At 40.3% G+C, this 22,647-nt stretch carries 20 protein-coding genes, 1 pseudogene and 1 riboswitch; of the genes and pseudogenes, 5 read left to right on the forward strand and 16 right to left on the reverse strand.

The window, feature by feature from the left end; translation table 11 throughout:
- Positions 1-26 precede the first annotated feature (26 nt).
- Positions 27-131: riboswitch (SAM riboswitch) on the reverse strand.
- A 506-nt stretch (positions 132-637) separates the two neighbouring features.
- The 3 genes from QMF37_RS09100 to QMF37_RS09110 all read right to left on the reverse strand — a co-directional run bounded on the left by QMF37_RS09100 (position 638) and on the right by QMF37_RS09110 (position 2,249).
- Entirely contained in the window at positions 638-1,225 is a 588-nt protein-coding gene (locus tag QMF37_RS09100; RefSeq protein ID WP_283477991.1) for a hypothetical protein, read from the reverse strand.
- A gap of 174 nt (positions 1,226-1,399) precedes the next feature.
- Positions 1,400-1,918 carry a YehS family protein gene (locus QMF37_RS09105; protein WP_071153003.1) on the reverse strand — a complete coding sequence of 173 codons (519 nt, stop codon included), beginning with the start codon at positions 1,916-1,918 and terminating at the stop codon, positions 1,400-1,402.
- Between the two features lie 118 nt (positions 1,919-2,036).
- The gene (locus QMF37_RS09110) at positions 2,037-2,249 is read right to left on the reverse strand and encodes a hypothetical protein (protein WP_071153002.1); all 213 of its coding nucleotides are present in this window, start codon (positions 2,247-2,249) and stop codon (positions 2,037-2,039) included.
- Between the two features lie 240 nt (positions 2,250-2,489).
- On the opposite strand from QMF37_RS09110, the gene QMF37_RS09115 reads away from it, so the two are divergent.
- Complete coding sequence (locus tag QMF37_RS09115) at positions 2,490-3,002, forward strand: CarD family transcriptional regulator (RefSeq protein WP_058386334.1); 513 nt, start codon at positions 2,490-2,492, stop codon at positions 3,000-3,002.
- Positions 3,003-3,064: 62 nt separating this feature from the next.
- Here QMF37_RS09115 and QMF37_RS09120 read toward each other — a convergent pair whose 3' ends face one another.
- The 3 genes from QMF37_RS09120 to QMF37_RS09130 form a co-directional block, all read right to left on the reverse strand.
- Positions 3,065-3,529, reverse strand: a complete 465-nt coding sequence (locus QMF37_RS09120) for a MarR family winged helix-turn-helix transcriptional regulator (protein ID WP_078080141.1) — start codon at positions 3,527-3,529, stop codon at positions 3,065-3,067.
- A gap of 194 nt (positions 3,530-3,723) precedes the next feature.
- Positions 3,724-4,707, reverse strand: a complete 984-nt coding sequence (locus QMF37_RS09125) for a tRNA dihydrouridine synthase (RefSeq protein WP_071153001.1) — start codon at positions 4,705-4,707, stop codon at positions 3,724-3,726.
- A 286-nt stretch (positions 4,708-4,993) separates the two neighbouring features.
- Positions 4,994-5,950, reverse strand: coding sequence for a sensor domain-containing protein (locus QMF37_RS09130; RefSeq protein ID WP_071153000.1), 957 nt, complete (start codon positions 5,948-5,950; stop codon positions 4,994-4,996).
- 379 nt (positions 5,951-6,329) lie between these two features.
- Here QMF37_RS09130 and QMF37_RS09135 point away from each other — a divergent pair, with 379 nt between their 5' ends.
- From QMF37_RS09135 to QMF37_RS09150, 4 genes are all read left to right on the forward strand, one after another.
- Entirely contained in the window at positions 6,330-7,052 is a 723-nt protein-coding gene (locus QMF37_RS09135) for a GntR family transcriptional regulator (protein ID WP_078080140.1), read from the forward strand.
- Positions 7,053-7,220: 168 nt separating this feature from the next.
- Positions 7,221-8,648 (forward strand): YfcC family protein, encoded by a 1,428-nt coding sequence (locus QMF37_RS09140; RefSeq protein WP_169835256.1) that lies wholly within the window; start codon positions 7,221-7,223, stop codon positions 8,646-8,648.
- A 44-nt stretch (positions 8,649-8,692) separates the two neighbouring features.
- On the forward strand, positions 8,693-9,787 hold the full coding sequence (locus QMF37_RS09145) for an NAD/NADP-dependent octopine/nopaline dehydrogenase family protein (protein ID WP_078080138.1): 1,095 nt from the start codon (positions 8,693-8,695) through the stop codon (positions 9,785-9,787).
- Positions 9,788-9,950: 163 nt separating this feature from the next.
- Complete coding sequence (locus QMF37_RS09150) at positions 9,951-10,298, forward strand: DUF6568 family protein (protein ID WP_149457086.1); 348 nt, start codon at positions 9,951-9,953, stop codon at positions 10,296-10,298.
- A 69-nt stretch (positions 10,299-10,367) separates the two neighbouring features.
- On the opposite strand, the gene QMF37_RS09155 is transcribed toward QMF37_RS09150, so the two are convergent.
- The 10 genes and pseudogenes from QMF37_RS09155 to QMF37_RS09200 form a co-directional block, all read right to left on the reverse strand.
- Complete coding sequence (locus QMF37_RS09155) at positions 10,368-11,213, reverse strand: DegV family protein (RefSeq protein ID WP_058386341.1); 846 nt, start codon at positions 11,211-11,213, stop codon at positions 10,368-10,370.
- A gap of 265 nt (positions 11,214-11,478) precedes the next feature.
- Positions 11,479-13,068, reverse strand: coding sequence for a BCCT family transporter (locus tag QMF37_RS09160; RefSeq protein WP_283478002.1), 1,590 nt, complete (start codon positions 13,066-13,068; stop codon positions 11,479-11,481).
- A gap of 550 nt (positions 13,069-13,618) precedes the next feature.
- Positions 13,619-14,125 (reverse strand): GNAT family N-acetyltransferase, encoded by a 507-nt coding sequence (locus QMF37_RS09165; RefSeq protein ID WP_169835255.1) that lies wholly within the window; start codon positions 14,123-14,125, stop codon positions 13,619-13,621.
- 375 nt (positions 14,126-14,500) lie between these two features.
- Positions 14,501-15,994 (reverse strand): annotated as a pseudogene (locus tag QMF37_RS09170) (BCCT family transporter); the annotation flags it as partial.
- Positions 15,995-16,054: 60 nt separating this feature from the next.
- Positions 16,055-16,498, reverse strand: a complete 444-nt coding sequence (locus QMF37_RS09175) for a RidA family protein (RefSeq protein WP_071154635.1) — start codon at positions 16,496-16,498, stop codon at positions 16,055-16,057.
- 19 nt (positions 16,499-16,517) lie between these two features.
- Positions 16,518-17,258 (reverse strand): IclR family transcriptional regulator, encoded by a 741-nt coding sequence (locus QMF37_RS09180; RefSeq protein WP_071154636.1) that lies wholly within the window; start codon positions 17,256-17,258, stop codon positions 16,518-16,520.
- A 95-nt stretch (positions 17,259-17,353) separates the two neighbouring features.
- The gene (locus QMF37_RS09185; RefSeq protein WP_237150185.1) at positions 17,354-18,826 is read right to left on the reverse strand and encodes an aldehyde dehydrogenase family protein; all 1,473 of its coding nucleotides are present in this window, start codon (positions 18,824-18,826) and stop codon (positions 17,354-17,356) included.
- A 28-nt stretch (positions 18,827-18,854) separates the two neighbouring features.
- Positions 18,855-19,646: a DUF3726 domain-containing protein gene (locus tag QMF37_RS09190; protein ID WP_058386347.1), complete on the reverse strand. Its 792-nt coding sequence runs from the start codon at positions 19,644-19,646 to the stop codon at positions 18,855-18,857.
- Entirely contained in the window at positions 19,628-20,650 is a 1,023-nt protein-coding gene (locus tag QMF37_RS09195) for a membrane dipeptidase (protein WP_071154637.1), read from the reverse strand. Before QMF37_RS09195 ends, QMF37_RS09190 begins: the two co-directional genes overlap by 19 nt.
- On the reverse strand, positions 20,647-22,365 hold the full coding sequence (locus QMF37_RS09200; protein ID WP_071154638.1) for a hypothetical protein: 1,719 nt from the start codon (positions 22,363-22,365) through the stop codon (positions 20,647-20,649). Before QMF37_RS09200 ends, QMF37_RS09195 begins: the two co-directional genes overlap by 4 nt.
- Positions 22,366-22,647 lie beyond the last annotated feature (282 nt).

Genomic DNA, 22,647 nt, shown 5'->3' on the forward strand with positions numbered 1-22,647 from the left:
AGGCTTTACGATATCAAACTCGTTCCTTTTCATCTGTCAGGCAATCGCTTGCCTGCTGGATTTAGCACCTGACCTTTCGGCTGGTTGCTGAAGCGTCACAGGGCCAGTCCCTCAACTTCTCTCGATAAAGATTCACTATTCAGTTTTAGTATTCTTAGTATAGTACAGGTATCTATTGGTCAGGTCAATATGTTTTGTTAGAAAAAAATGAACTTTCTGTGAGTTTCTTTAAAAATAGAATCCTTTTATTCTTTAGAAGCTGTTAACGTTTTTCGCCGCCCTCCCTATTCTTTCTCCTCTCTACATCTGTTTATTTATTGTACACACCATTTCAGGAAATACTGGACCAATAATCAAATCAAAAGAAGAGTTACATGTTTATTCATAAGGACAGTAACATACAGTCACTTGGAAAATGTTCGATCAAAAACAATAGCACCTTTATGTATATTATGAAAATGTTCTAGGCTTCCCTGGCCGATCAGAATCCAGTTATGTATGCACTTGGTTTCGCCAAGACACTTGGGCAAAAGCCTAACACCGCTGCCACTTCATCAGCTCGCTTGCGACTCAAAAAACCTATCTGGATTAAAAACTTCCGATAGGTTTTTCTATAAGTATACTGTCTTCTTCTGCTTTAAAAAAGACTTTGCAAATCCTTTACCGGCCGAGCGTCTGCTTGTCCTTCGTAACTAATAAATTCAATTTCTCCAATGCGCATGCCAGCATTGTATTCCCCGATAACTGTATCCAATAGAATAAAAGAAGCCGAGATAAATTCATCTTCATTTTCTTCAGTAAAACCTTTAATGTAAAGAATTAAATTCACTTCGTCGTTGGCGTTATCTTTTTCAAAAGTACAAAAGATGTCTTCCCATGCTAATTTAATATCGCCATACTCGATCGATACTTCTTCGTCTTGTCGCTGGCGAAAGGCGATAATCGTAAACGATTCAAATTCTGGAGCCTGACCAACTAGATCAATGACGTCATCAAATGCCTCAACCATGCCGTCCGCACTGATGATGAATTGTCGTTTGTCGTTAATTAAAAGTTCACTAAGTTCAAACGCCAAATGTTTGTTAACCTTGTGCAATTTCTTTTCCAATTGATTTAATAGTTTGCTTCTACTCGACTCATCCAAGCGACTATAGACCTCTTTATTGTCTGCAAACCATTCCCAAAAAGCCGCCACTTTATTTTTTCTCTTCGGCAACCAATTCATCCTGCTATCCCCTTTGCACCCATCTATGATTTCTTCTTTCTATCATATCATTTTCACACGAAAGGGATAGTTCTTTTTATCCATGAAGAAAGTCTACTTCTAAGCTATCCAGTCTACGACAATAAAAAAACCCTATCCACAAATCAGTAACACTGACTCGTAGACACGCTTTTTTTATTTTCTGAATCTGATTGCTAATCCTTTTAAGAAGTTGCGTGCATAGCGATCGCCGCATTCTTTGTAATTTTTATGGCCAACTTTTCGGAGTAACGCTCCAAGTTCACCTTTTGTTACCGTAACTCCAGCTAAATCCCAAATCTCCAACATGTCTTCACTCGTTAGCTGTAAAGCAATTTTCACTTTTTTCAGCAGTAAGTTGTTAGAACGTTCATTGGTCACTGCAGAAACTTCAGTTTGCCCGGGTTTGGGCTCTTGACGTCCTCTTTTGAAAACGATAAATCCATTTAAAAAAGATTCAAATAGAGCGTCTTCTGCCTTAATATAGTCTTCTTCTTCCCGGTCAATCCAAATACGATCTTCCTCTTCCTCTTCGCTATCTGGGGTTTTTGTCAGCACTTTTAATACTTCATCTTTGCTAAGTTCTATACCACCCAATTTGAAAATTTCGACCATATCCCTATTTTTTATATCTAGTGCATAACGCAGTCTGATCAATAAATCGTTATTATCCATCTTTTCTTCCTCCTGTAGCTTGCTCATTATCGTCGTTATCCGAAGTCGATTCAATTCTAATGATAGCACATAATCTCCGGGTCATCGCGCTTACGCGAAGACAGCAAAAAAGACAGGATTAGAACACTGTCTCGCGGTTTTCTTTATTTTTTACTTCTTTTAATTGTTCGACTTTCTCTTTCATATCTTGAATAATGTCCAAAGATTCTTTATCGTTCGTCGACTCTTCATAGAAAAACTGCAAATCTCGCTCCATATCTGCCAGACGTTCATTATAGTGTTTCAGTTTTTCGGCGACAATTAAACGCTTTGCTTCTTCTATACTCTTCATCTCTTGTTACCTCCACTTCGACAATCTGCGAACAGGCTTTCCCCTTTATTCCCTACTTCTTCATGCTTTAATCCTTTTTTTGTGACAGTATTATGTCTGCACGAACTTCAATAAAGAAGGAAAAGTAACGAATCCATCTCTTGTACCCCAGCCCCCTTTCTTGAATTGTCAACTAAGTTTACAATTTAGAGCATGTGTGCTATACTAGAATTAGTTGAGATACATTTTAGGAGGAAAAAAATGTTTACCATTGGAGATCACATCATTTATTCCACACATGGCCTATGTAGAATTAACGATATCCGTGATGAAACAGTTTCAGGTGTCACAAAGAAATATTATAAATTGCATCCTTTAGCGAATACGTTAGTGACCATCACTACGCCTGTCGATAACGATAAAGTCGTGATGTTGAAGCTTCTCCAAAAAGAACAAGCACTCGAAATCATTGAAATTTTTAAAAAGCCTGGAGTAGAGCCCGATCAGTCAACTGCTAAAGCGTTACAGCCTAAGCTCATTAATACAGGAGACCGTATGCAAATTGCGGAAATTGTTAATACGCTAATGCGCAAGAAGTTTGATACGCAGCTTCAGAAAGAAACTTTCTACGCGCATGACTATAAACTGATTAACAACACACAGATCATGCTCTTTAAAGAACTTGCTCATGCAATGGACACGAGCTTTGAAGAAATCAATCAAATGATTAACGACCTGATCACAGAAGATCAACCGTCGTCGACTGTTAACTAGACTAAAAAAAGATCTTGTTTCATCAATTTATTGATGAAACAAGATCTTTTTTAACATCCAAACTATATTCCCCAATCGGTCTTTAAAAGATCTTTGAGCATTTTCATTTGATCAGCACCAATTTTTTCTGCAATTTTATGTTCCAACTGAATTTTCAATGCTTCGTTTTTTTCGTAGTATTCTTTCCCTAACGTCGTGAGTCGAATGCATTTTTCTTTTTTATTGTTCTCAACATTTTGTACTTCTACCAATTCTTTAGTCACCAAGTTTTTAATAAATTTATGGATGGCCTGGCGAGAGATGTCTACATTTTTGGTAACATACGAAATAGTGGGCTGCTTTTTATAAATGCGTGCCATAATCTGCCATTCAGAGTTTGAAATGTGGATGTCACTCGTGTCGTTCCATGCACGCTCTGAAATTCTCTGTGTTGAAATATGGCGTTCGCTCAATAAATCAATCAACTCTAAATTCTGCAATTCCACGTACGGGGTCAAACGGTTCACTCCAATCATTTGCTTCGCCATTTAATATACCGATTCTATCAGATGAAGTCAATTTGTGAAAATACTAACGATTCCATAACTTTCTCTTCGTCATATCGTCCTAAAAAACCGCCTAGACATTCCACTTTTTTGGAATACTCAGGCGGTTTCTTATGATGAAGATACCATTATTTCATTTCAAAAACACTTGCACAAAAGAACTCTATTGCGTTCTATTAGACAGATGTCAGCTCTTGCTCCTGCTGCTCAAAGTCGTTCAGCAATGCACGTACTTCATCTGTCGTTTCAGTATACATCAACTGATTTCTCAATTCACCAACGCCCCGTACTCCACGAACATAAATTTTAAAGAAGCGGCGCAACGGTTTGAATGCGATGGGCTGACTTTCTGTTGAGTAGTGGTCGTGAAGGTCTAGGTGTAGCCTCAGCAAGTCAAACAATTCTTTCGGGCTATGTTCTGTCGGTTCTTGTTCAAAAGCAAAGGGATTGTGAAAAACACCTCGCCCGATCATAACGCCGTCAACCCCATATTTATCGGCAAGTTCCTGACCCGTTTGACGATCCGGAATATCTCCGTTGATCGTCAAAAGAGTATCTGGCGCGATTTCATCACGAAGTTTCTTGATTTCTGGAATCAATTCCCAATGTGCAGGCACTGCACTCATTTCTTTTTTGGTCCGCAAATGAATCGATAAATTGGCAATATCCTGCTCAAATAGATGAGTCAGCCAGCCTTTCCACTCGTCCACGTCCGTATACCCAATTCTTGTTTTGACGCTGACAGGCAAGCCGCCTGCTTTTGCTGCCTGGATAATATCAGCTGCGTTGTCCGGATAACGGATCAAACCACTGCCTTTTCCTTTGGCCGCAACATTTGGCACAGGGCAACCCATGTTGATGTCGACTCCTTTAAAGCCTTGTTTCGCCATTCCGATGCTCATCTCTCGGAAGTGCTCAGGCTTATTGCCCCATATATGAGCCACCATTGGTTGTTCGTCTTCAGTAAAGGTCAAACGCCCTCGCACACTAAAGATTCCTTCGGGGTGACAGTAACTTTCCGTATTTGTAAACTCAGTAAAAAACACATCCGGTTTTGCCGCTTTTGCTATTACATGGCGAAACACTACATTCGTAACATCTTCCATCGGCGCCAATACAAAAAAAGGTCGTGGTAAATCACGCCAAAAATTCTCTTTCATATTCAAGTTCCAATCCTTTCATTAAAGGATGCAAGATCGATTCTTCATCCAAACATTATTATTCGATTTATACTAGCAATCCTTATTGTATCGTCATCTCATTTTTTCTTAACCTTATACAGTTTACACGAATCGTCCGTTTGTGGAAAGTGGCGGGGGTTGTATTGACAATGCTACGTTGTTTAATCGCTTGCTGACTTTAGATTGGCTAGTCATCGTACTACTTTTCATCATAAAAGCGTCAACTCGATTATAGAGTTGACGCTTTTAGCTTGGAAATCAACGATCACACGATCTTTTCTGTTTCAAAAAACTGATACGCGTTTTTCCCTGATTTCTTCGCTTGAAATAAAGCGAAATCCGCATTTTTAAGGAGTGTTTTCAAGTCAATTTCGCTGTTAATTGAGTACGTAGCAATTCCAAGACTTGCAGAAAGTTGAAAATCATCATCCCAAGTCATCAAACTATCCAGTAAACGTGTCGCCATTTCACTCAGTCGTTCTGCGCTAGTTGGTTGAGAGAAATGGATAACGAATTCATCTCCTCCTAATCTAACAGCAAAAACATCCTCATACCCATCGATAAATTTCAGAAGTCTGGATGCAACTTCTTCTAACACCATGTCTCCGGCGTCATGACCGTACAAATCGTTGACTCCTTTAAAGCCATCCAAATCTAGAAAGAACACTGTTCCTCCAGAATCGTGATGGTCTTCGAAAAATTTAGCAAGATAACGTCTATTGTATAGGTTGGTTAACGCATCTCTATAAGCAAAACGCTCTAAATCCAAGTAATAAGAAAACATCCGAACAATTCGTTGAAGCAAGTGAATACTTTTCTCATCAAAACGGCTTACTTGATCATTCACTGCACACAATGTTCCGAATTTCTCTCCATTAACAAAAGAAATAGGGATCCCCAAATAAGATTTAATATTGGCTTTTTCTAGTATATTCTTAAAATCACCTAAACTACTTTCTTTACTGACGTCTTCATAAATCAACGGTTGTTTTGTTCCAAAATCAATGTGCTGACAAAGGGTATCATTAAGATTTACAATCGTACCTTCAGTGACATCAATGCTTGTATTATCATTTGAAAACTTGAGAATCACTTGCTGCGTGTCATTAATAGAACTTAAAAAAATAAATTGCTCCGGCAAGATTTCTTTGGCGAGATCGAGTAAGTCAGTAGCTAGTTCATCAAAATTCTTGTACATTTCTAATTCTTGAAATATCGTCATCGTTAGGCACCTCGATTGTCGTCATGTCCGTATTTTTAAGTTAACCAACTATCCATTTAATCGTATAAGTCTCACTAAAGTTTAACATAGACAGCGAATGGTTGTTAAACAACTTGCCCGCCTCTTGAATGCCCCACTAAGTGATTATTGAAGACATCTAAGAGCTTTGTTTCTTGTCAGACGCCTAGTGAAATAAATAGCAATACCCAAAAAAAGCTCATTTATCGTTCAATTGACGGAGAATCTGTGCTTGCTTTTTATTGATAAAAGATAAATTTTGCCTAAAGACTCAATAAAAAAAGCTTTACAATCGAGAATTTCTCTTATATAGTAACTGAATAGTTATAATATTATAATCACCAGATAGAGGGTGGGATGCATGAAAATTGATAAAGCAGCAACAACTCCTCTTTATTCGCAAGTAGAGGTTATTTTAGAGGATAAGATTCTGACAGGAGTTTGGGACGAAGGTTTTCAGATTCCAACAGAAAATGAATTGGCAGAAACGCATGATGTTAGCAACATTACCATCAAACGAGCCATTATGAATTTAGTGGACAAAGGAATGCTCATGCGACAACGCGGACGCGGAACTTTTGTAACCAAACTGCCAACAGAGAAAAATATCCACAAATCAGAGTTTATCAAGATGAATGAAGAGATTAGCAGTTCTCATAATTTACTTGCAAGTGGTTTTCATCAAGCCTATCCTGGGGTAGCTAAGCAGTTAGGTTTGCCTGCAGACACTGAATTCGTCTATTTAGAGCGACTTGGCTATGAAGAAGGAGAACTGGTTTCATTAGAGTACACTTATATTCCTCAGAATATCTGGCCCGCTATCGAACAGCCACCCGACAAGGATACATTTGTTTATGACGTTCTGAAAAAAACATGTGGAATTTCTCTAGCACGTTCGAAAAATTACTTTTCTGCAGCAGTCGCCAATGAAAAAGAAATGAAGTTGCTTGGAGTTCGTTCGAACACGCCGCTCTTTGTTTGGGAGCGCATTACGTACTCCACGTCCGGAGAGCCTGTTGAGTATTCTAAATTCGTTATGAAACAAGACAAAGACAAGTACTATGTAGAGTTAGAACTGACTTGATCGATAGAAAAAGTGATCTCTAATGTTGCCTACATCGTTTTATATAGAAACTAGTATCATTTTAGTTTCTATTATTATATAAAGTTATAATATTATACTTAATTAAGTTAATATGATTTTAAAGCCGCGTTACCTGTTTTTTATACATTTAGAAGGATGGTGGGTTACATGGAAAAGCACAGCAAGGGGAAAAAAGAAAAACGAAAGTTGAAATTGAAAGCGCCTACAACAACTGCATTACTGATGTTCATCATCGTTCTTGTCGCATTATTAACTTATATCGTACCTGCAGGTCAGTACGAGCGAGCAATGGATGATGAAACCGGTAGAGAATTAATCGTTGCGGATAGCTTCTCTTATACAGAATCTTCACCTGTTGGGCCTGGTGGCGTATTGTCATCCGTGTTTAACGGCATCGTTGGCGCTGCTGAGATTATCGCATTTGTCTTGATCGTCGGTGGCGTCTTTGGGGTCATCGTTAAAAGTGGCGCCATTAATGCGGCGTTAGCTCGATTGATCCATCGCCTGAAAGGAAGAGAATCTCTTTTTATCGTCATTGCCATGACTGCATTTGCGATTGGCGGTGCGACGTTCGGAATGGCCGAAGAGACTTTGCCCTTTGTTGCGATTGTACTCGCTGCAACAATTGCGATGGGCTATGACCGAATTGTCGCAGTATCGATTGTGGTCGTCGGCGTGTATGCAGGATATTCTGCTGGTCCTCTCAATCCTTTTAACGTTGGAATTGCACAAGCTATCGCTGGATTGCCTCTTTTTTCAGGTATCGGCTTGCGTACTATCCTAATGATTGGCGGATTGATCATCGCCATTCATCACACATTGAGATATGCCAAGAAAGTAAAACTGAATCCCAAAACAAGTCTCTTATCAGGAGAAACAGTCGAAGTCGAAACTAACGTTACATTGCTGGATAATCTCACCATGACCAAGCAACACAAAGCCATTATGATTATTTTGGGCTTGTCACTTGTTTCACTCGTGTTCGGTGTATTGAAATACGGCTGGTATCTCGGAGAAATTTCTGCATTGATGTTACTGATGGGCATTATCGTTGGTCTTATTGCATTCAATGGTAGCTTTAATCAATTTACCGATGAATTTATGAAAGGTGCTGCTGAATTAACAGCTGCCGCTCTTATCATCGGCCTCTCTCGTGCGATTCTTGTCGTCATGGAAGAAGGACAGATTATTGATACTTTCGTTTATGCTGTATCTACGCCGCTAGCAGGCTTACATAGTGTCTTTGCCGCTTGGGGCATGTACTTTTCACAAGGACTTATTAACTTTGTTATTCCGTCATCTACAGGACAAGCTGCTGTTGTGATGCCGATTATGTCTTCTATTAGTGATGTGATTGGCATTAACCGTCAAATTGCCGTTCAGGCATTTCAATCTGGAGATGGCTATTGGAATATGATTACTCCAACACATCCAGTTCTGATGGCGGCACTTGGCATTGCAGCTGTTCCATTTGGTAAATGGATTCGTTTTGCAGGACCACTCGTATTAAAATGGACGATTTGGACAATGATTATTTTAGCAATTGGTGTATGGATCGACTGGGGTCCATTTTGATTCCAACTAGTAAAAGAAAAATCGCGAACTGGGAGTAGATAAAGATGAAAAAAAGCACAAAATGGACGATCTTAGGTGGCGGCAACGGCGGGCAAACAACAGCTGGGCATTTAGGAATAATGGGATTCGACGTGACACTGTATGATATTTTTGAAGATACGATTCAAGCAATTAAAAAACAAGGTGGCGTCTTTCTTGAAGATGCATTAACTGGATTCGGCAAAGTTAACTGTGCCACAACGAATATCGAAGAAGCATTGCAAGATGCTGATATCGTACTGATCACAGTACCTGCTACTGCACATACTTTAATTGCCAAGGCATGTGCAAAGCATTTGAAAGATGGGCAAATTATTGTCTTAAATCCAGCAGCCACATTCGGATCATTAGCATTTGAAAAAACTCTCCATGACGAAGGCTGTACAGCAAATGTAACACTGGCAGAAACAAACACGTTATTGTATGGTTGCCGCATTATCGAAGCCGGTAGAACTCAAGTGTTTGGACTGAAAAACCGCATTTTGATTGCGGCACTTCCCGCTACTGAAACGCCAAGAGTTGTGGCAGCTCTGCAAACGGCATTTCCGCAGTTTGAAGCCGCCGATAGCATTTTGGTAACAAGCTTTGATAACACCAATCCGATTTTGCACCCAGCGACAACATTGCTGAATGCGGGCACAATCGAATCTGATCGCGAATGGCATTTTTATATTGATGGCTTTACTCCATCCATTGGACGATTTGTTGAAAGCATGGATGAGGAACGGCTTGCAATCGGACGTGCTTTAGGTCTTGAGTTATTATCGTGTCGTCAGCAGCTTGAAGTTGAGTATGATGTTTATGAAAATAGTCTCGCAGAATCGGTACGGAATAATAGCGTATATCAGGATATTAAAGGACAAAAAACGCTTGATACGCGTTACTTATCAGAAGATATTCCTATGGGACTTGTGCCTTTCGTCGCTCTTGGCAAGTTGCTTCAATTACCGACAGCACGAATGGAAGTAATTATCGAGATGGCACAACTTGTCCTTGACCGTGATTTAATGACTCATGCAAGAACGCTTGAAAATCTTGGTATTGACGACATGACCGCCGAAGAATTTTTGCAATATGTCCAAACGGGTCAGCGATCTTAAAAACTGGATTTATACCTTGCAGTCGCATCCGAGTGGTTGAGTCTCAAAACAGACTGACCATTTCGAATTTCCCATTCCCTTACATCCGCTCAAGCATATTTTTTTCGTCTGCACAGGTACTCCTGTACAATGAAGATAATAGAGAGAGGAGATTGATTTGGTAATGACAACTTACGAAGAAAACATAGCAGGTTTTGAAAAAATTGATTCCGCGAAAGCACAAGAATTGGTAAAAGGGGAAACCGAAGCCGTCATCTACGTTGGCAAGGCTGTATGTCCTTTCTGCCAAACTTTCGTTAAAAAACTAAAAGATGTTTCGGAGCAAACGAATACGCATATCTACTACGTGAACAGCGTAGAAGCAGCTGATATGGATGGCATTTCAGCATTCCGTAACCAATACAACATTCCAACAGTTCCTGGTTTCATCTATACAAAAGGTGACACGACAAACGTAAAATGTGATTCATCTATGAACGAAGCAGAAATCAAAGCTCATATGAATAAATAAGCTACTTCCAACAAAAAAGAAAAGACCGCTGATCCTAGTAGGAATCAGCGGTCTTTTTGTCTTTTAAACTTAATAAGTAACCCAACTCAATCCGGTCGTCCCTTCGCCCGCATGAACACCTACACAAACACTGAGTGCCATCACGTGTACGTTCAGATCAGGAAACTCTTGCACGAGCTCGTCTTTCCAGGTTGTTGCGTCTTCCTCGTTATTACAGTGAATCACAGCAATTTCTGGCACCGTGGCTATGGCCATATCTGCACGCAATAAAGACAGGACATGATCTTTCGCCCGCTTATTTGACCGCACTTTTTCGGTCATAACGGGTTTGCCATCTATAAAACTGATAACAACTTTAATGTTCAGTAAATTACTAATGAAGGTTTGTGTTCCAGAAACACGCCCACTTTTATGTAATTGGTTTAAGCTCGAAGGAATAAAAGACAGCTTCGATTTATCTGTCATTCTCGTAATAGTTGCCACTACTTCTTCTACGTCTTTGCCTTCTGCGAACAGTTTACTACCCATTTCAATCATTTTAATCATTGGAAAAGAACCAATTTTCGAGTCAATCGGATATACTTTAAAGTCGGTCATTTTTGAAGCGGCCTGTGCGCAGTCAATTGTCCCCGAAAGTCCACTTGATAGATGTACAGCAACTGCAAAATCATAGCCTTCTAATTCTAGTTTTTCGTATAAAGCAAGCATTTCTCCAATTGCTGGTTGTGAAGTTTTAGGTGAAAATTTTGATAAGCGTAATCTATCGTAAAACTCCTCTTGTGTGAGATCGACGGATTCTCTAAATGACCCATCAGAAAAAACAACACTTAAAGGCAGTACGTATACATCATGTTTTTGGATAAAAGCGTCGTCTAATTGTGCAGCTGTATCCGTAATCCAAGCTATTTTTTTCATTAAAAACTTCCCCTCTACATACAAGTTTCATATTGGAACTAGCTATCTACTAACGATAACTTACCTGACTGACAACGAGCGCACTAGTGACAGTTGTCATATATAGGAGAAGTTTTAAAAGCGCTGTCATATTTTGAACATATCTACCCTTTTGCTTTTTCTTGACAAAAAAACAGCCAGCAACGGATGATCCGTTGCTGGCTGTTTGAGTAGTTATTTCTAGTGTGTTTTTCAACATACATCCGTTAACAAGATGAGCATGAACTTAGTCTTTTAGTGAATTATCTTTTGTTTTCTTACTGACTACGGCTCTATTTTTCAATTTAGCAGTTCTGCCAAATTGATCTTCATACATAACTTTTGCTGCTTTTGGAGCAGACCAAAAAGTTGTCACTAAAAGCAGGGAAACTGGAATCGCCGTAACGACAATAAACGATTGAATCGCTTCAATTCCCCCTTCACTAATCATCAATAGCACAATTGCGACTGCCCCCATAATAACTGCCCAGAAAATACGCATCGATTTTGGCGGATGACCGTCTCCTGTTATCGCAACTGAAATGGTATAGGCCATCGAATCCGCAGTCGTGACAACGAACAAAATGGTAACCAACAAGAACAACGGTGCAATGAATGAATCGAGTGGCAATTGTTGTGTAATGGCCATCATCGCAGCTGGCATACCCGAAGTGTTCAATGCCTCCGAAATAATGCCTGGTTCGGCTAGCTCATAAAACATCCCCGTACCTCCAACAACCGTAAACCAAAATGCCGTGACGATTGGTGCTGTGATAGACACTGCTAAAATCAACTCACGAATCGTACGTCCGCGCGTAATCGTTGAAATAAAGATCGCCATCATTGGACCATAACCAAGGAACCAGCCCCAGAAAAAGATGGTCCAAGAACCTAACCACACTGAGTCTCCACGGAACGTACTCATGGCAAGAAATTCTTGAAGATGAACGCCTGTCGCCGCCAGGAATGTATTGAGGATAAAACCACCTGGTCCTAGTATCAAAATCGCAGCCATTAAGATCAGTGTAATAATAATATTTAAATTACTAAGAAATTGGATCCCTTTACGTAAACCTGAAATAGCCGAAATTGTAGCGATTATCACTACACCAATAATAATAATTACCTGCGTTAACAAGTTATTCGGAATTCCAAACAATACTTCCATTCCGTAAGCCGCTTGCAAGCCGAGAAACCCAATCGGTCCAATTGTCCCTGCTGCTACAGCAATGACTGCAGACGCATCAATAATCGTCCCAAGCGCATTGTTTTTCATGATTTTTTCACCGAGTAAAGGATACAGCAAAGTACGCGGCTTTAACGGCATGCCTTTTTGGTAATGCGCATACATCAACACAATCGTTCCAAGCGTTCCGAGAATCGACCATGCCAGAAAACCCCAGTGCAAGTAAGATTGTGCAAATGCAGGAATAACAGCACTCTCTGTAGCAGCTACTACACTTGCCCCAGCAAAATTAGGGGAAGGATCAAGAAAGTGATACATCGGTTCAGCAGCAGCCCAAAATACCCCACCACCTGCTAGTAACGTCGTCATGATCATGGCAATCCATTTAAAATAAGCAACTTCCGGCTTTTCAAGACCCCCTAAACGAATGTTGCCGTATTTTGAGAACCCGAGAAAAAGTGCAATAAAAAACGTTCCTAAAAACAGCACTTGCCAAAATCCTCCGAAATATTTAACAGCAAATGCAAAAGATTGATTGACCATATTCGATACAAAATCTACATTGATAAATGACGCAAGTACAAAAGCAACGAGTAATCCCCCACTAATCAGCAGTACAGGCCAGTCTGTTCTCGATCTATATTTATTCAAAATAAAACCTCCTTTATCCGCATAAAATCTACATACATATTTCTAGCTGTTGTTTGGTTATGATATCCATTTTAATAGTTGCCGCAAGTGACAGCATCCGCTATCCACAATTGTCTAAGCAACCATCCATTTTTGTTTCCATCTACTTTTGTCGATCCTGTGTACTAGACAATTGACCTGGCAAATATGATAAGCTGTACCTCCATAAACAGTAATCGTTTCAATTGTTTCCACTCTTACTTTGCATAGAAAGAAAGAACTTTTCACTTGAAAGGTTTTTTGCAATAAGTATACAATTGTATATGATATACACACAATTTACCAACTCTTTCATCACTTACAATATGAATTGAAGAGATAGATTCAGTTAACATCCTTTTTACGGAAGTTCTATCATACAAACGCCCAAAACCAAGTAGTTATCTCTGAACATTAGCTTGTTTCTCTTTTGTTTATCCTTTAAATTCTACTTAAAACCATTTCCGCTCCTTTTATTAGTAAATACATTCAAAAAGTCTTTAACACGCTTTTATGCTAGGGATTTTTATCCTCATAAATAAAGTGCCATGGACAAGTTATCGTAATAACGTTCGCCGTCATAGACGTCTCGATAAAAAGTACCTTCTTGCTCAAACCCTACTTTCTTATAAAGTGCGATGGCACGCTCATTATCTGCACGCGTGACGAGTGAAATTTTTTCGGTTTGTCCATTTGTCTTAGCCCAATCGATTAAAGTATTCATCAATACGCGGCCTAGTCCATTTCCTGTATGTGACTGACTAATCACAATGCCCAGTGTTCCCACATGGCGATACCTAGGCTTAGAACTAGAATCAATTGTGCCGATCCCCAAAATCTCTTCTCCTTCTATTACAAGAAACATACAAGTACCTTTGAATTTTTTCATTTGTACAATGACTTGTGTCAGGCTCTCCGCAGACAGGGAATATTCATCATGACCAAATGACAAATAGTCTGTCTCTCCACCAACTCTATTATAAAACTCAATAATTTTCGTACCGTCTTCTGGCTGTGCACTCCGTATGGCATAGGTCACTATAACTTCCTTCTTTCTATTCGTTAAATGCTCTATCAAAGATGGTGATTGCAAAGTTTGGCAAACGTTTCACCAACCTTCCAAAAAAGATTCTCGTGTTACACTCGCTTTTAAATCAACACTCTTACTATACCTCAATAACGAGTAGCCGAACTTCAACATAAGCAGTAGTGAATACAACATTCAAAAGGCCGTCAATCCATTACTGGATTAGCGGCCTTTTGATGCAATGCATATTGCTAACTAACATATGCGAATCCATTGAAATTTCTAGCTTTCTTAGTCTTCTAATGAACTTGCAGTCAGTTCATCAGCTATTGTCACTGGTTTCTTCTCTTTAACTTCTTTTCCAAACTGATCTTCATACATGATTTTCGCTGCTTTTGGAGCAGCCCAAAAAGTCGGTAGTAACAGCAAGGAAACCGGAATTGCTGTAACAACAATAAACGATTGAATCGCTTCAATTCCCCCTTCACTAATCATTAACAGCACAACCGCTACTGCCCCCATAATAATTGCCCAGAACACACGCATCGATTTTGGCGGATGACCGTCTCCTGTTATCGCAACTGAAATGGTATAAGCCATCGAGTCCGCAGTCGTGACAACGAACAAAATGGTAACTAGCAGGAATAGCGGTGCTATGAATGAACTCAGTGGCAATTGTTGCGTAATCGCTACCATGGCAGCTGGTGTACCTGATGCATTCAATGCCTCCGAAATAACGCCTGGCTGAGCTAGTTCATAAAACATCCCCGTACCTCCGACAACCGTAAACCAAAATGCCGTAACGACTGGTGCGATAATGGACACCGCCAAAATCAATTCACGAATCGTACGTCCGCGCGTAATCGTTGAAATAAAGATCGCCATCATGGGACCATAGCCAAGGAACCAGCCCCAGAAAAAAATGGTCCAAGATCCTAACCACACCGAATCTCCGCGGAACGTACTCATGGCAAGGAATTCTTGCAAGTGAACGCCTGATGCCGCGAGAAATGTATCGAAAATAAATCCACCTGGACCCAGTAGTAAAATCGCAACCATTAGGATTAGCGTAATGATGACATTTAAATTACTAAGAAATTGGATTCCTTTACGCAAACCTGTAACAGCTGATATCGTAGCGATGACAACTACAGCGATGATAATGATTACTTGTGTCAACAAAGTGTTAGGTACCCCGAACAACGCTTCCATTCCGTAAGCGGCTTGCAAGCCGAGAAACCCAATCGGTCCAATCGTTCCTGCTGCTACAGCAATGACTGCAGACGCATCAATAATCGTCCCAAGTGCATTGTTTTTCATGATTTTTTCACCGAGTAAAGGATACAGCAAAGTACGCGGCTTTAACGGCATGCCTTTTTGGTAATGTGCATACATCAACACAATCGTTCCAAGCGTTCCGAGAATCGACCATGCCAGAAAACCCCAGTGCAAGTAAGATTGTGCAAATGCAGGAATAACAGCGCTCTCTGTACCGCCCACTACACTTGCCCCAGCAAAATTAGGGGAAGGATCAAGAAAGTGATACATCGGTTCAGCAGCAGCCCAAAATACCCCACCACCTGCTAGTAACGTCGTCATGATCATGGCAATCCATTTAAAATAAGCAACTTCCGGCTTTTCAAGACCCCCTAAACGAATGTTGCCGTATTTTGAGAACCCGAGAAAAAGTGCAATAAAAAACGTGCCTAACAGCAATATTTGCCAAAATGATCCGAAGTATTTAACAGCAAATGCAAAAGATTGATTGACCATATTTGATACAAAATCTACGTTGATAAATGCCGCAAGTACAAAAGCAACGAGTAATCCCCCACTAATCAGCAGTACAGGCCAGTCTGTTCTCGATCTGTATTTGTTCAAAATAAAACCCCCTCAATCCGCACAGTCTGTAACCGCTTACTTTCTAAAAGTGGAGAGATTTTACTCCACTTCAACGATAATATCAATTTCAACAGCTGCTCCGCGCGGCAACATCATGCCAACTGCAGTTCGCGCATGCGTGCCAACTTCTTCACCAAACACTTCAACCAATAAGTCTGATGCGCCGTTCATAACTTTTGCCTGACCCGTAAAATCAAAAGCCGTGTTGATCATGCCGAGTAATTTGACGAATTTCTTTACTTTTGATAATTCTCCAACTTCTTCTTTAATCGTCGTTAACGCAAATAAAATCGCTTGTCTTGAAGCTTCATAGCCTTCTTCAATCGTTAAGGTGTCGCCTACTTTTCCAATTACATCATAAGAAAGTGAACCGGATAAAAACAGTAAATTTCCTGTTCGAACACAAGAAATGTAATTTCCCCCTTTTGCACGTTTTTCAGGTAACGCTAATCCTAGTTCTTTTAATTTATCTTCTGGTTTCATCTGGATCACCTTGCCCTTTTTAGAGTGAGTATGCAATTTCTTTTGTTGCAGCCAATAAATTCGAGATATGCGGCTCCATCGTTTTACGGTTCCATCTAAAAAGTGGACCGGATATGGAGATTGCACCAATAACGCGGTGCTGCGGATCAAATACCGGTGCCGATATCGCTGCTACATTGGTCGTAATTTCTTCTTCATTTGTTGCATATCCTTGATTTCTTGTTTCTTCTAGCAATTGCTCGATTCGACTTCTTTCTTCTAGTGGGCGTGTTGACAGCACACGCTCTTGTAATTCAGTTGACTGAAATGCAAGAATCGCTCGTCCGCTTGCACCGACATGAATCGGTAACCGTTTGCCCATTCCAACTGAACGTCTGATTTCTTGCTGACTTTCATACTCTAATACACATATGCGCATTTGGCCTGTTGGCATATAAAATCCAACTGTTTCTTCTGTTTCGTTGCGTAGCGACAACAGCCACGGTTCAACCACAGGGGCAATAGGCACTTCCGTTAAGATTTTATTGGCATAATCTAAAAATACAGTTCCTAAAGAATATAATTTAGAACGAGGATCTTGAAAAACCATGCCCTCAATTTTTAATGTTGTTAACAAGCGATGAACAATTGTCGTTGATAGCCCTAAGTCTTTACTAATTTCCCCGACACCTTTTGAACCTGATCCTTCATTCAAATAATTAATAATTGATATGGCACGTACTACTGTTGCTGATACTTCCGGTGTTTTTTTCACATTCATATACTCCTTTGCACTCTATTATGACTCATTATGTTACATGCAAATTAGTAAAATAGAAAGGGAAGGCTGCGTCCTTCCCTGCTGCTACTCTTTACTTAGTTACTGTTAATGTAACGTGTTTTGTTTTGGCAATAAAACTCAACGGCTTCGCTGCCTAGCTCTTTATATGTGCCTGTGCTTGACTGCTTGTAGCCGCCAAATGGTGCTTGGAAGAATGTGCCTGTTGTCGTCATATTCACTTTGACAATTCCGGCTTGAATTTCGCTAAGTGCACGGTTCATGTATGTTAAGTTTTTCGTGCAAATAGCAGCTGACAAACCAAATGCCACGTCATTTGCTACTTCAATTGCTTCATCAATTGAGTCAATTTCTATAATGCTAATAACAGGACCAAATACTTCTTCTTGTGCAATGGTCATCGCTGATTTTACGCTACCGATAACAGTTGGTTCAACAAAAAATCCTTTGTCTGATCCTGCAAATTCTGGAATTCCGCCACCCGTTAATACTTCGCCGCCTTCATCGATTGCTTTCTGTATGAGATCTAACGTAGATTGACGCTCTCCTTCACTTACTTGAGGACCCATTGTAACGCCTTCATCCATGCCATTACCTATTTTGATTTCTTTTGACTTCGCCACTAATTTATCCGTAAACTCTTGACGAATGTCTTTGTGAATAACTACACGACTCGTTGCTGTACAGGCTTGCCCCGTTTGACCGTATCCACCAGCTACGGCAAGTGCGACTGCTGCATCCACGTCGGCATCTTCCATCACGATCAATGGATTTTTGCCACCCATTTCAAGCAAGACACGTTTCATTTCTTTTGCGGCTTCTGCGTAAATTAAGTTTCCTACACGATTTGATCCTGTAAATGTAATGGCTTTAACTGCAGGATGATTGATCATCTCCGTTACAAGGCGACCCGGTCCAACTAATTGGTTTACGACACCTGAAGGTACACCCGCTCTTTCAACAATTTCCATAAATTTCTGTGCTGTCAATGGCGTTTCAGAAGAAGCTTTTAACACAACCGTATTGCCGCTCAAAATAGCAGGCGCAATTTTCCAAGCTGGAATCGACAATGGGAAGTTCCATGGTGTTACGACCAATACAACACCTAGTGCTTCTTTGTGTAATTCAATTTGAACGCCCGCCATATCCGATTCAATGATACGCCCTGTCATGCGGCGTCCTTCACCTGCATAAAACTTCACGATGCCTGCTGCGTAATTCACTTCTTTAAATGCATCTGCGTATGTTTTACCTTCTTCTTGAACAATGATGCGAGCAATTTCTTCTGCTTCTGCTTCCATGATCGCTGCAATTTTGAATAAGTATTCGCCTCTTGCAGGAGAGGGTGTTTTACTCCATGCTGGAAATGCTGCTGCTGCCGCTTCAATAGCTGCTTGCGCATCTTTTTCGTTAGACTGACGAACGTTTACCACAACTTCATCTTTGTTTGCAGGGTTTCTAATTTCAAGCATATCTGTTCCTGATGTTTCTACCCATTCACCATTGATAAAGTTCTTTAACACGCGTACTTCATTTTTTACTGTCATCATTTACAATCTCCTCCAACTGTTATATGGTTTAGCCCGCTCCATGCGATCGGGATTGGTCTGTTGATTCGACTAACATTCGCTTGCCCGTTTCGTTTAAATCCATCCACAATTCTTTGTTGATTTCTGCGCCGTTTTCCCATGAAGAAATCCATTTTTGTTCAAAATCCTCAGTTGTTGTGATAATGCAAGATGGGTCGATTGTTTGTTCGAATTGCTCAATCAATTGATCTATGGCTTCTATAGACTTTGTTCCGAACATGAAAAAGTCTGTAAAAGTTTCCGGCAATACGAGCGCTTTGTCTCCAGTAAGCCTCAATTGTTTATTGATTATTTCCACTATGTCCGCATTGTTTCGCTTATGAATCATCACCGGAAACTCCATACTTGGTGACGCGATAATGAGCGACGAGTGACCTCTTAACTTATACAAAATGATGCTTCCCAGTCCTTTTTTTGACATATACATAGCTTGCTGTGCCAGTACGCGTGACGGAGTCGTTTGTTTAATGCACACAGCGGTTGATTGTTGATTTTGCAAACGTGCAATTACGTAATCCGCGCACGCTTTTCCGAGTAACATTCCACTTTGTTTGCCCCCATTTATCACTGTCAGTTGCGCTGTTTCACTTACTATTTTCAATTCTTCTAGTTGGCTTTGTAAGTTTGGCAACTCATCTGATAATTGCTGCAATCCATATAACCCAAGAAACTCGGCATTTGCAACGGTTTCTGCCCCTTCTTCTGCGTATCCGTAAGGAACTCCACACGCTTGAAAGATTTTTTTGCAATGCGTATATAATTCTATGTGAGAGACACGCATGTCACCAACTCCTTCTGCGCCTTAAACCCTTCGTCGAAGAAACGGTACCAATTACCACCCATAATTTTAGAAATTTCATCAAACGTCATGCCACGAGCAGATAACCCTTGAACAATATTCGGGAAATCCAGTGGCGTTTGGAACCATTCTGGCCAATCCGGCCAACCTGGATTTTCTTTTGAACCCGCACCATACTCGATTTCATGCGTCCACCTTCCCATTCTCATCCATGCCAGAAAATCAACAGACATGTTATGCGTCAAATCGGTGCCAATTCCGATGTGATCAATCCCCATGAAATCTGCAGTGCGTGCAATCATATCGCAAAACTCTTCTAAAGTTGTACCTGCTCCGTTGATCAAGTGAGGATAAGCACACACACCAAGCACACCTTTGTTGTCACGTAATGCCGTTAAAATTTCTTCTGACTTGTTACGCTTTGTTGGGTAAATCCAATCTGGATTAGCATGGGTAATCGCAACTGGACGACTTGATAGTGCCAGTGTGTCTAATGATGTTTTGTTGCCCACGTGGGACAAATCAATGACCATTCCAACGCGGTTCATCTCGGCAATGACGTTCTTGCCGTATCTTGAAAGACCAGGATCTGTTTCTTCATAACAGCTGCTACCGACAAGATTTTGATTATTGTATGTTAATTGCATAATTTTCACACCAAGTTGATTGAATACCGATACTAATCCCAGTTCATCTTCTAAAGCAGATGTATTTTGTGCACCAAGAATGATGCCCAGTTTTCCGATACGCTTCGCTGTAGCAATATCTTCTCCTGTTTTTACAGCCATTACTAGGTCGTTGTGATCCGCAAAGAATCGATGCCATTCCGCCACTTTGGTCAAAGTTTCACGAGCATTCTCCCACAATCCAACACAAGCATGCACACACGTAACGCCACCCTTTTGCAGCATCACTACAAAATCTCGGTCCCATTTACTTAGTTCTAGTGCGTCTATAACCATCATGTCTTTTATATCAATCGTCATTTGATCTCCTCCGAATTTGGTAATAATGGATAGAACCAATCATCATTAAATGCAGAGGTTCCGATTTCTTCAACTAATGGAGCACCTTGGAATAATGTAATGCGAACCCACCGATTCGACTTCGGATCAAATCGTTCTGCTCCAAAAATCGCTAGCTTACATCGCAACAAGTACACTGGCAGTAAATCAGCCCCTGTTAAATTCGCTTGTACTTCACCATATGGTAATCCTTCAAGGGATTGAATTCTTCTAACAATTCCTCTTAATTCTGGCTTTTCAAATAAGAATAACGCAACTGACTGCTCATCTTCACATGTTGCTAGTTCTGCTGTGAGTTGTTGAACTTGCTCGGCGATATTCATTGGCATTGCGAGTTCAGCGCCGGGATCGACTCCGTGTTCACCTAGACGAGGTTCTTCTTTTTCGACTGATCGATACCAGAAATAATGTTTTTGCTCAGGTTGACTGAAATCATATTGGAATACCCACTCGTACTGCTTTTTGATAATTGAACGCAGAGCTCCAATCGTCATTTCAGGTACTAGGAGAATGCGATCATCTGCATTTGTTTGTTGCTCCAAGTCTACAATAATTTCTGGATATAATTCGATTAGTTGAGAATTAATAAGTTCTTGTGCTTCGACAGTAAATTGCTCTTTTACTCGGTCCGTCAGTTGCACCCAAGTCTGTTCAGTATTGCCTCCTGAACGAATTGCTGTTTCACTACTATCTTTTACTAACGTTAAAATGGCTTCGACTTCATTAGCTAAGTGTCTCGGGTTTTCAAAAAACAATGTGTGCGGAATAGGTGCACTTTCAAAGAAGTGATGAACCCGATCTAAGTTGCGAATGAAACGCTTATAATCTTCAGGTGAAGGGTTTTTTTGTTTTGCACACGCCAATGCCGTTTCTCGAATCATCATCCACTGGTTAAGAAGTTTTGGATGCGAAATCACATAAGGAACCATTCCAAGGCCCGTTGCATTCCCTGTGCCTACTAATCTTTTTGCCTCTACTCCCAGTTGAGCCGCTTGTGGATTCTGTTTGCGCGCGATGTGTTCAACCATTTCAAAGCTGAAATGACGCAACATATACACCGCGAACATTTGCGCTTGAAATGCACCGCTGAATGTATGATGTTCTTTCACTTTTTCATAAGGCGCAATGCCAAACTTGCCGTTACCATAAACCGCTGTCGTTCTGAACAAATAGCCAATTTCGTATAGGATATTTAAGTCTGGCTGTTCTCCTTTTGATAGCGCTTCCACAACGTGCTTGAAAACACGCTGACTTTTATTAGCTCTTGACCAAACGAGATCCGTTACATCGCCTCTGCCCATTTCTTGTTTTGGAAGTTCTTGCTTCATTTTTTTTAATTTCTTTTCGGAAACTTCGCCTTCACACAATGCGAACGTGATATCCCATCGTTCTGAAATGACACGATCACTTCGAACTTCATCACTAATTTCTCGTGACAAGGCAACAAACGTATAATGTCCTTGCGGAGTTGTAATTTTATATAAAGCTTCCCCGTAGCCATCGTTATCTAAATCGAATAATGTTTGTTTAATATCCCAAGCTTCGCGCATCATTTTGCGGAACATAATTCGTAAAAAACTGAGACTGGTTGAGCGCATAACTCCTAGTCTTTGGATTTGCATTACTTCAGATGCAGGTCTAAGTGCATCACAATTTTCAATCGCTCGGTTGACCATAATAACCATCCTCCATCTTTCTACTCCTACAGCACTTTTATATAATTCCGAATAACGGGATGCATTTCCGAATCACTCCATTTATCATAATTCCGTTTGAATACTCTGTCAATCATTTCGTATAAAATGATACGAAATGTTCAATTTTTTTTATATTCTACACTCCTATTTGAGTGATACCAAGCTTCCGCTCCTTCATTTGAGAAACTAGTAATTCAGTTCTATTTTATCTGATTTCTGCACTTCCTATTTTCACGATGCAAAAAAAGAGAGAACCCAAAT

The sequence above is a fragment of the Planococcus sp. S3-L1 genome (genome assembly GCF_030063085.1).
GTDB lineage: Bacteria > Bacillota > Bacilli > Bacillales_A > Planococcaceae > Planococcus > Planococcus kocurii.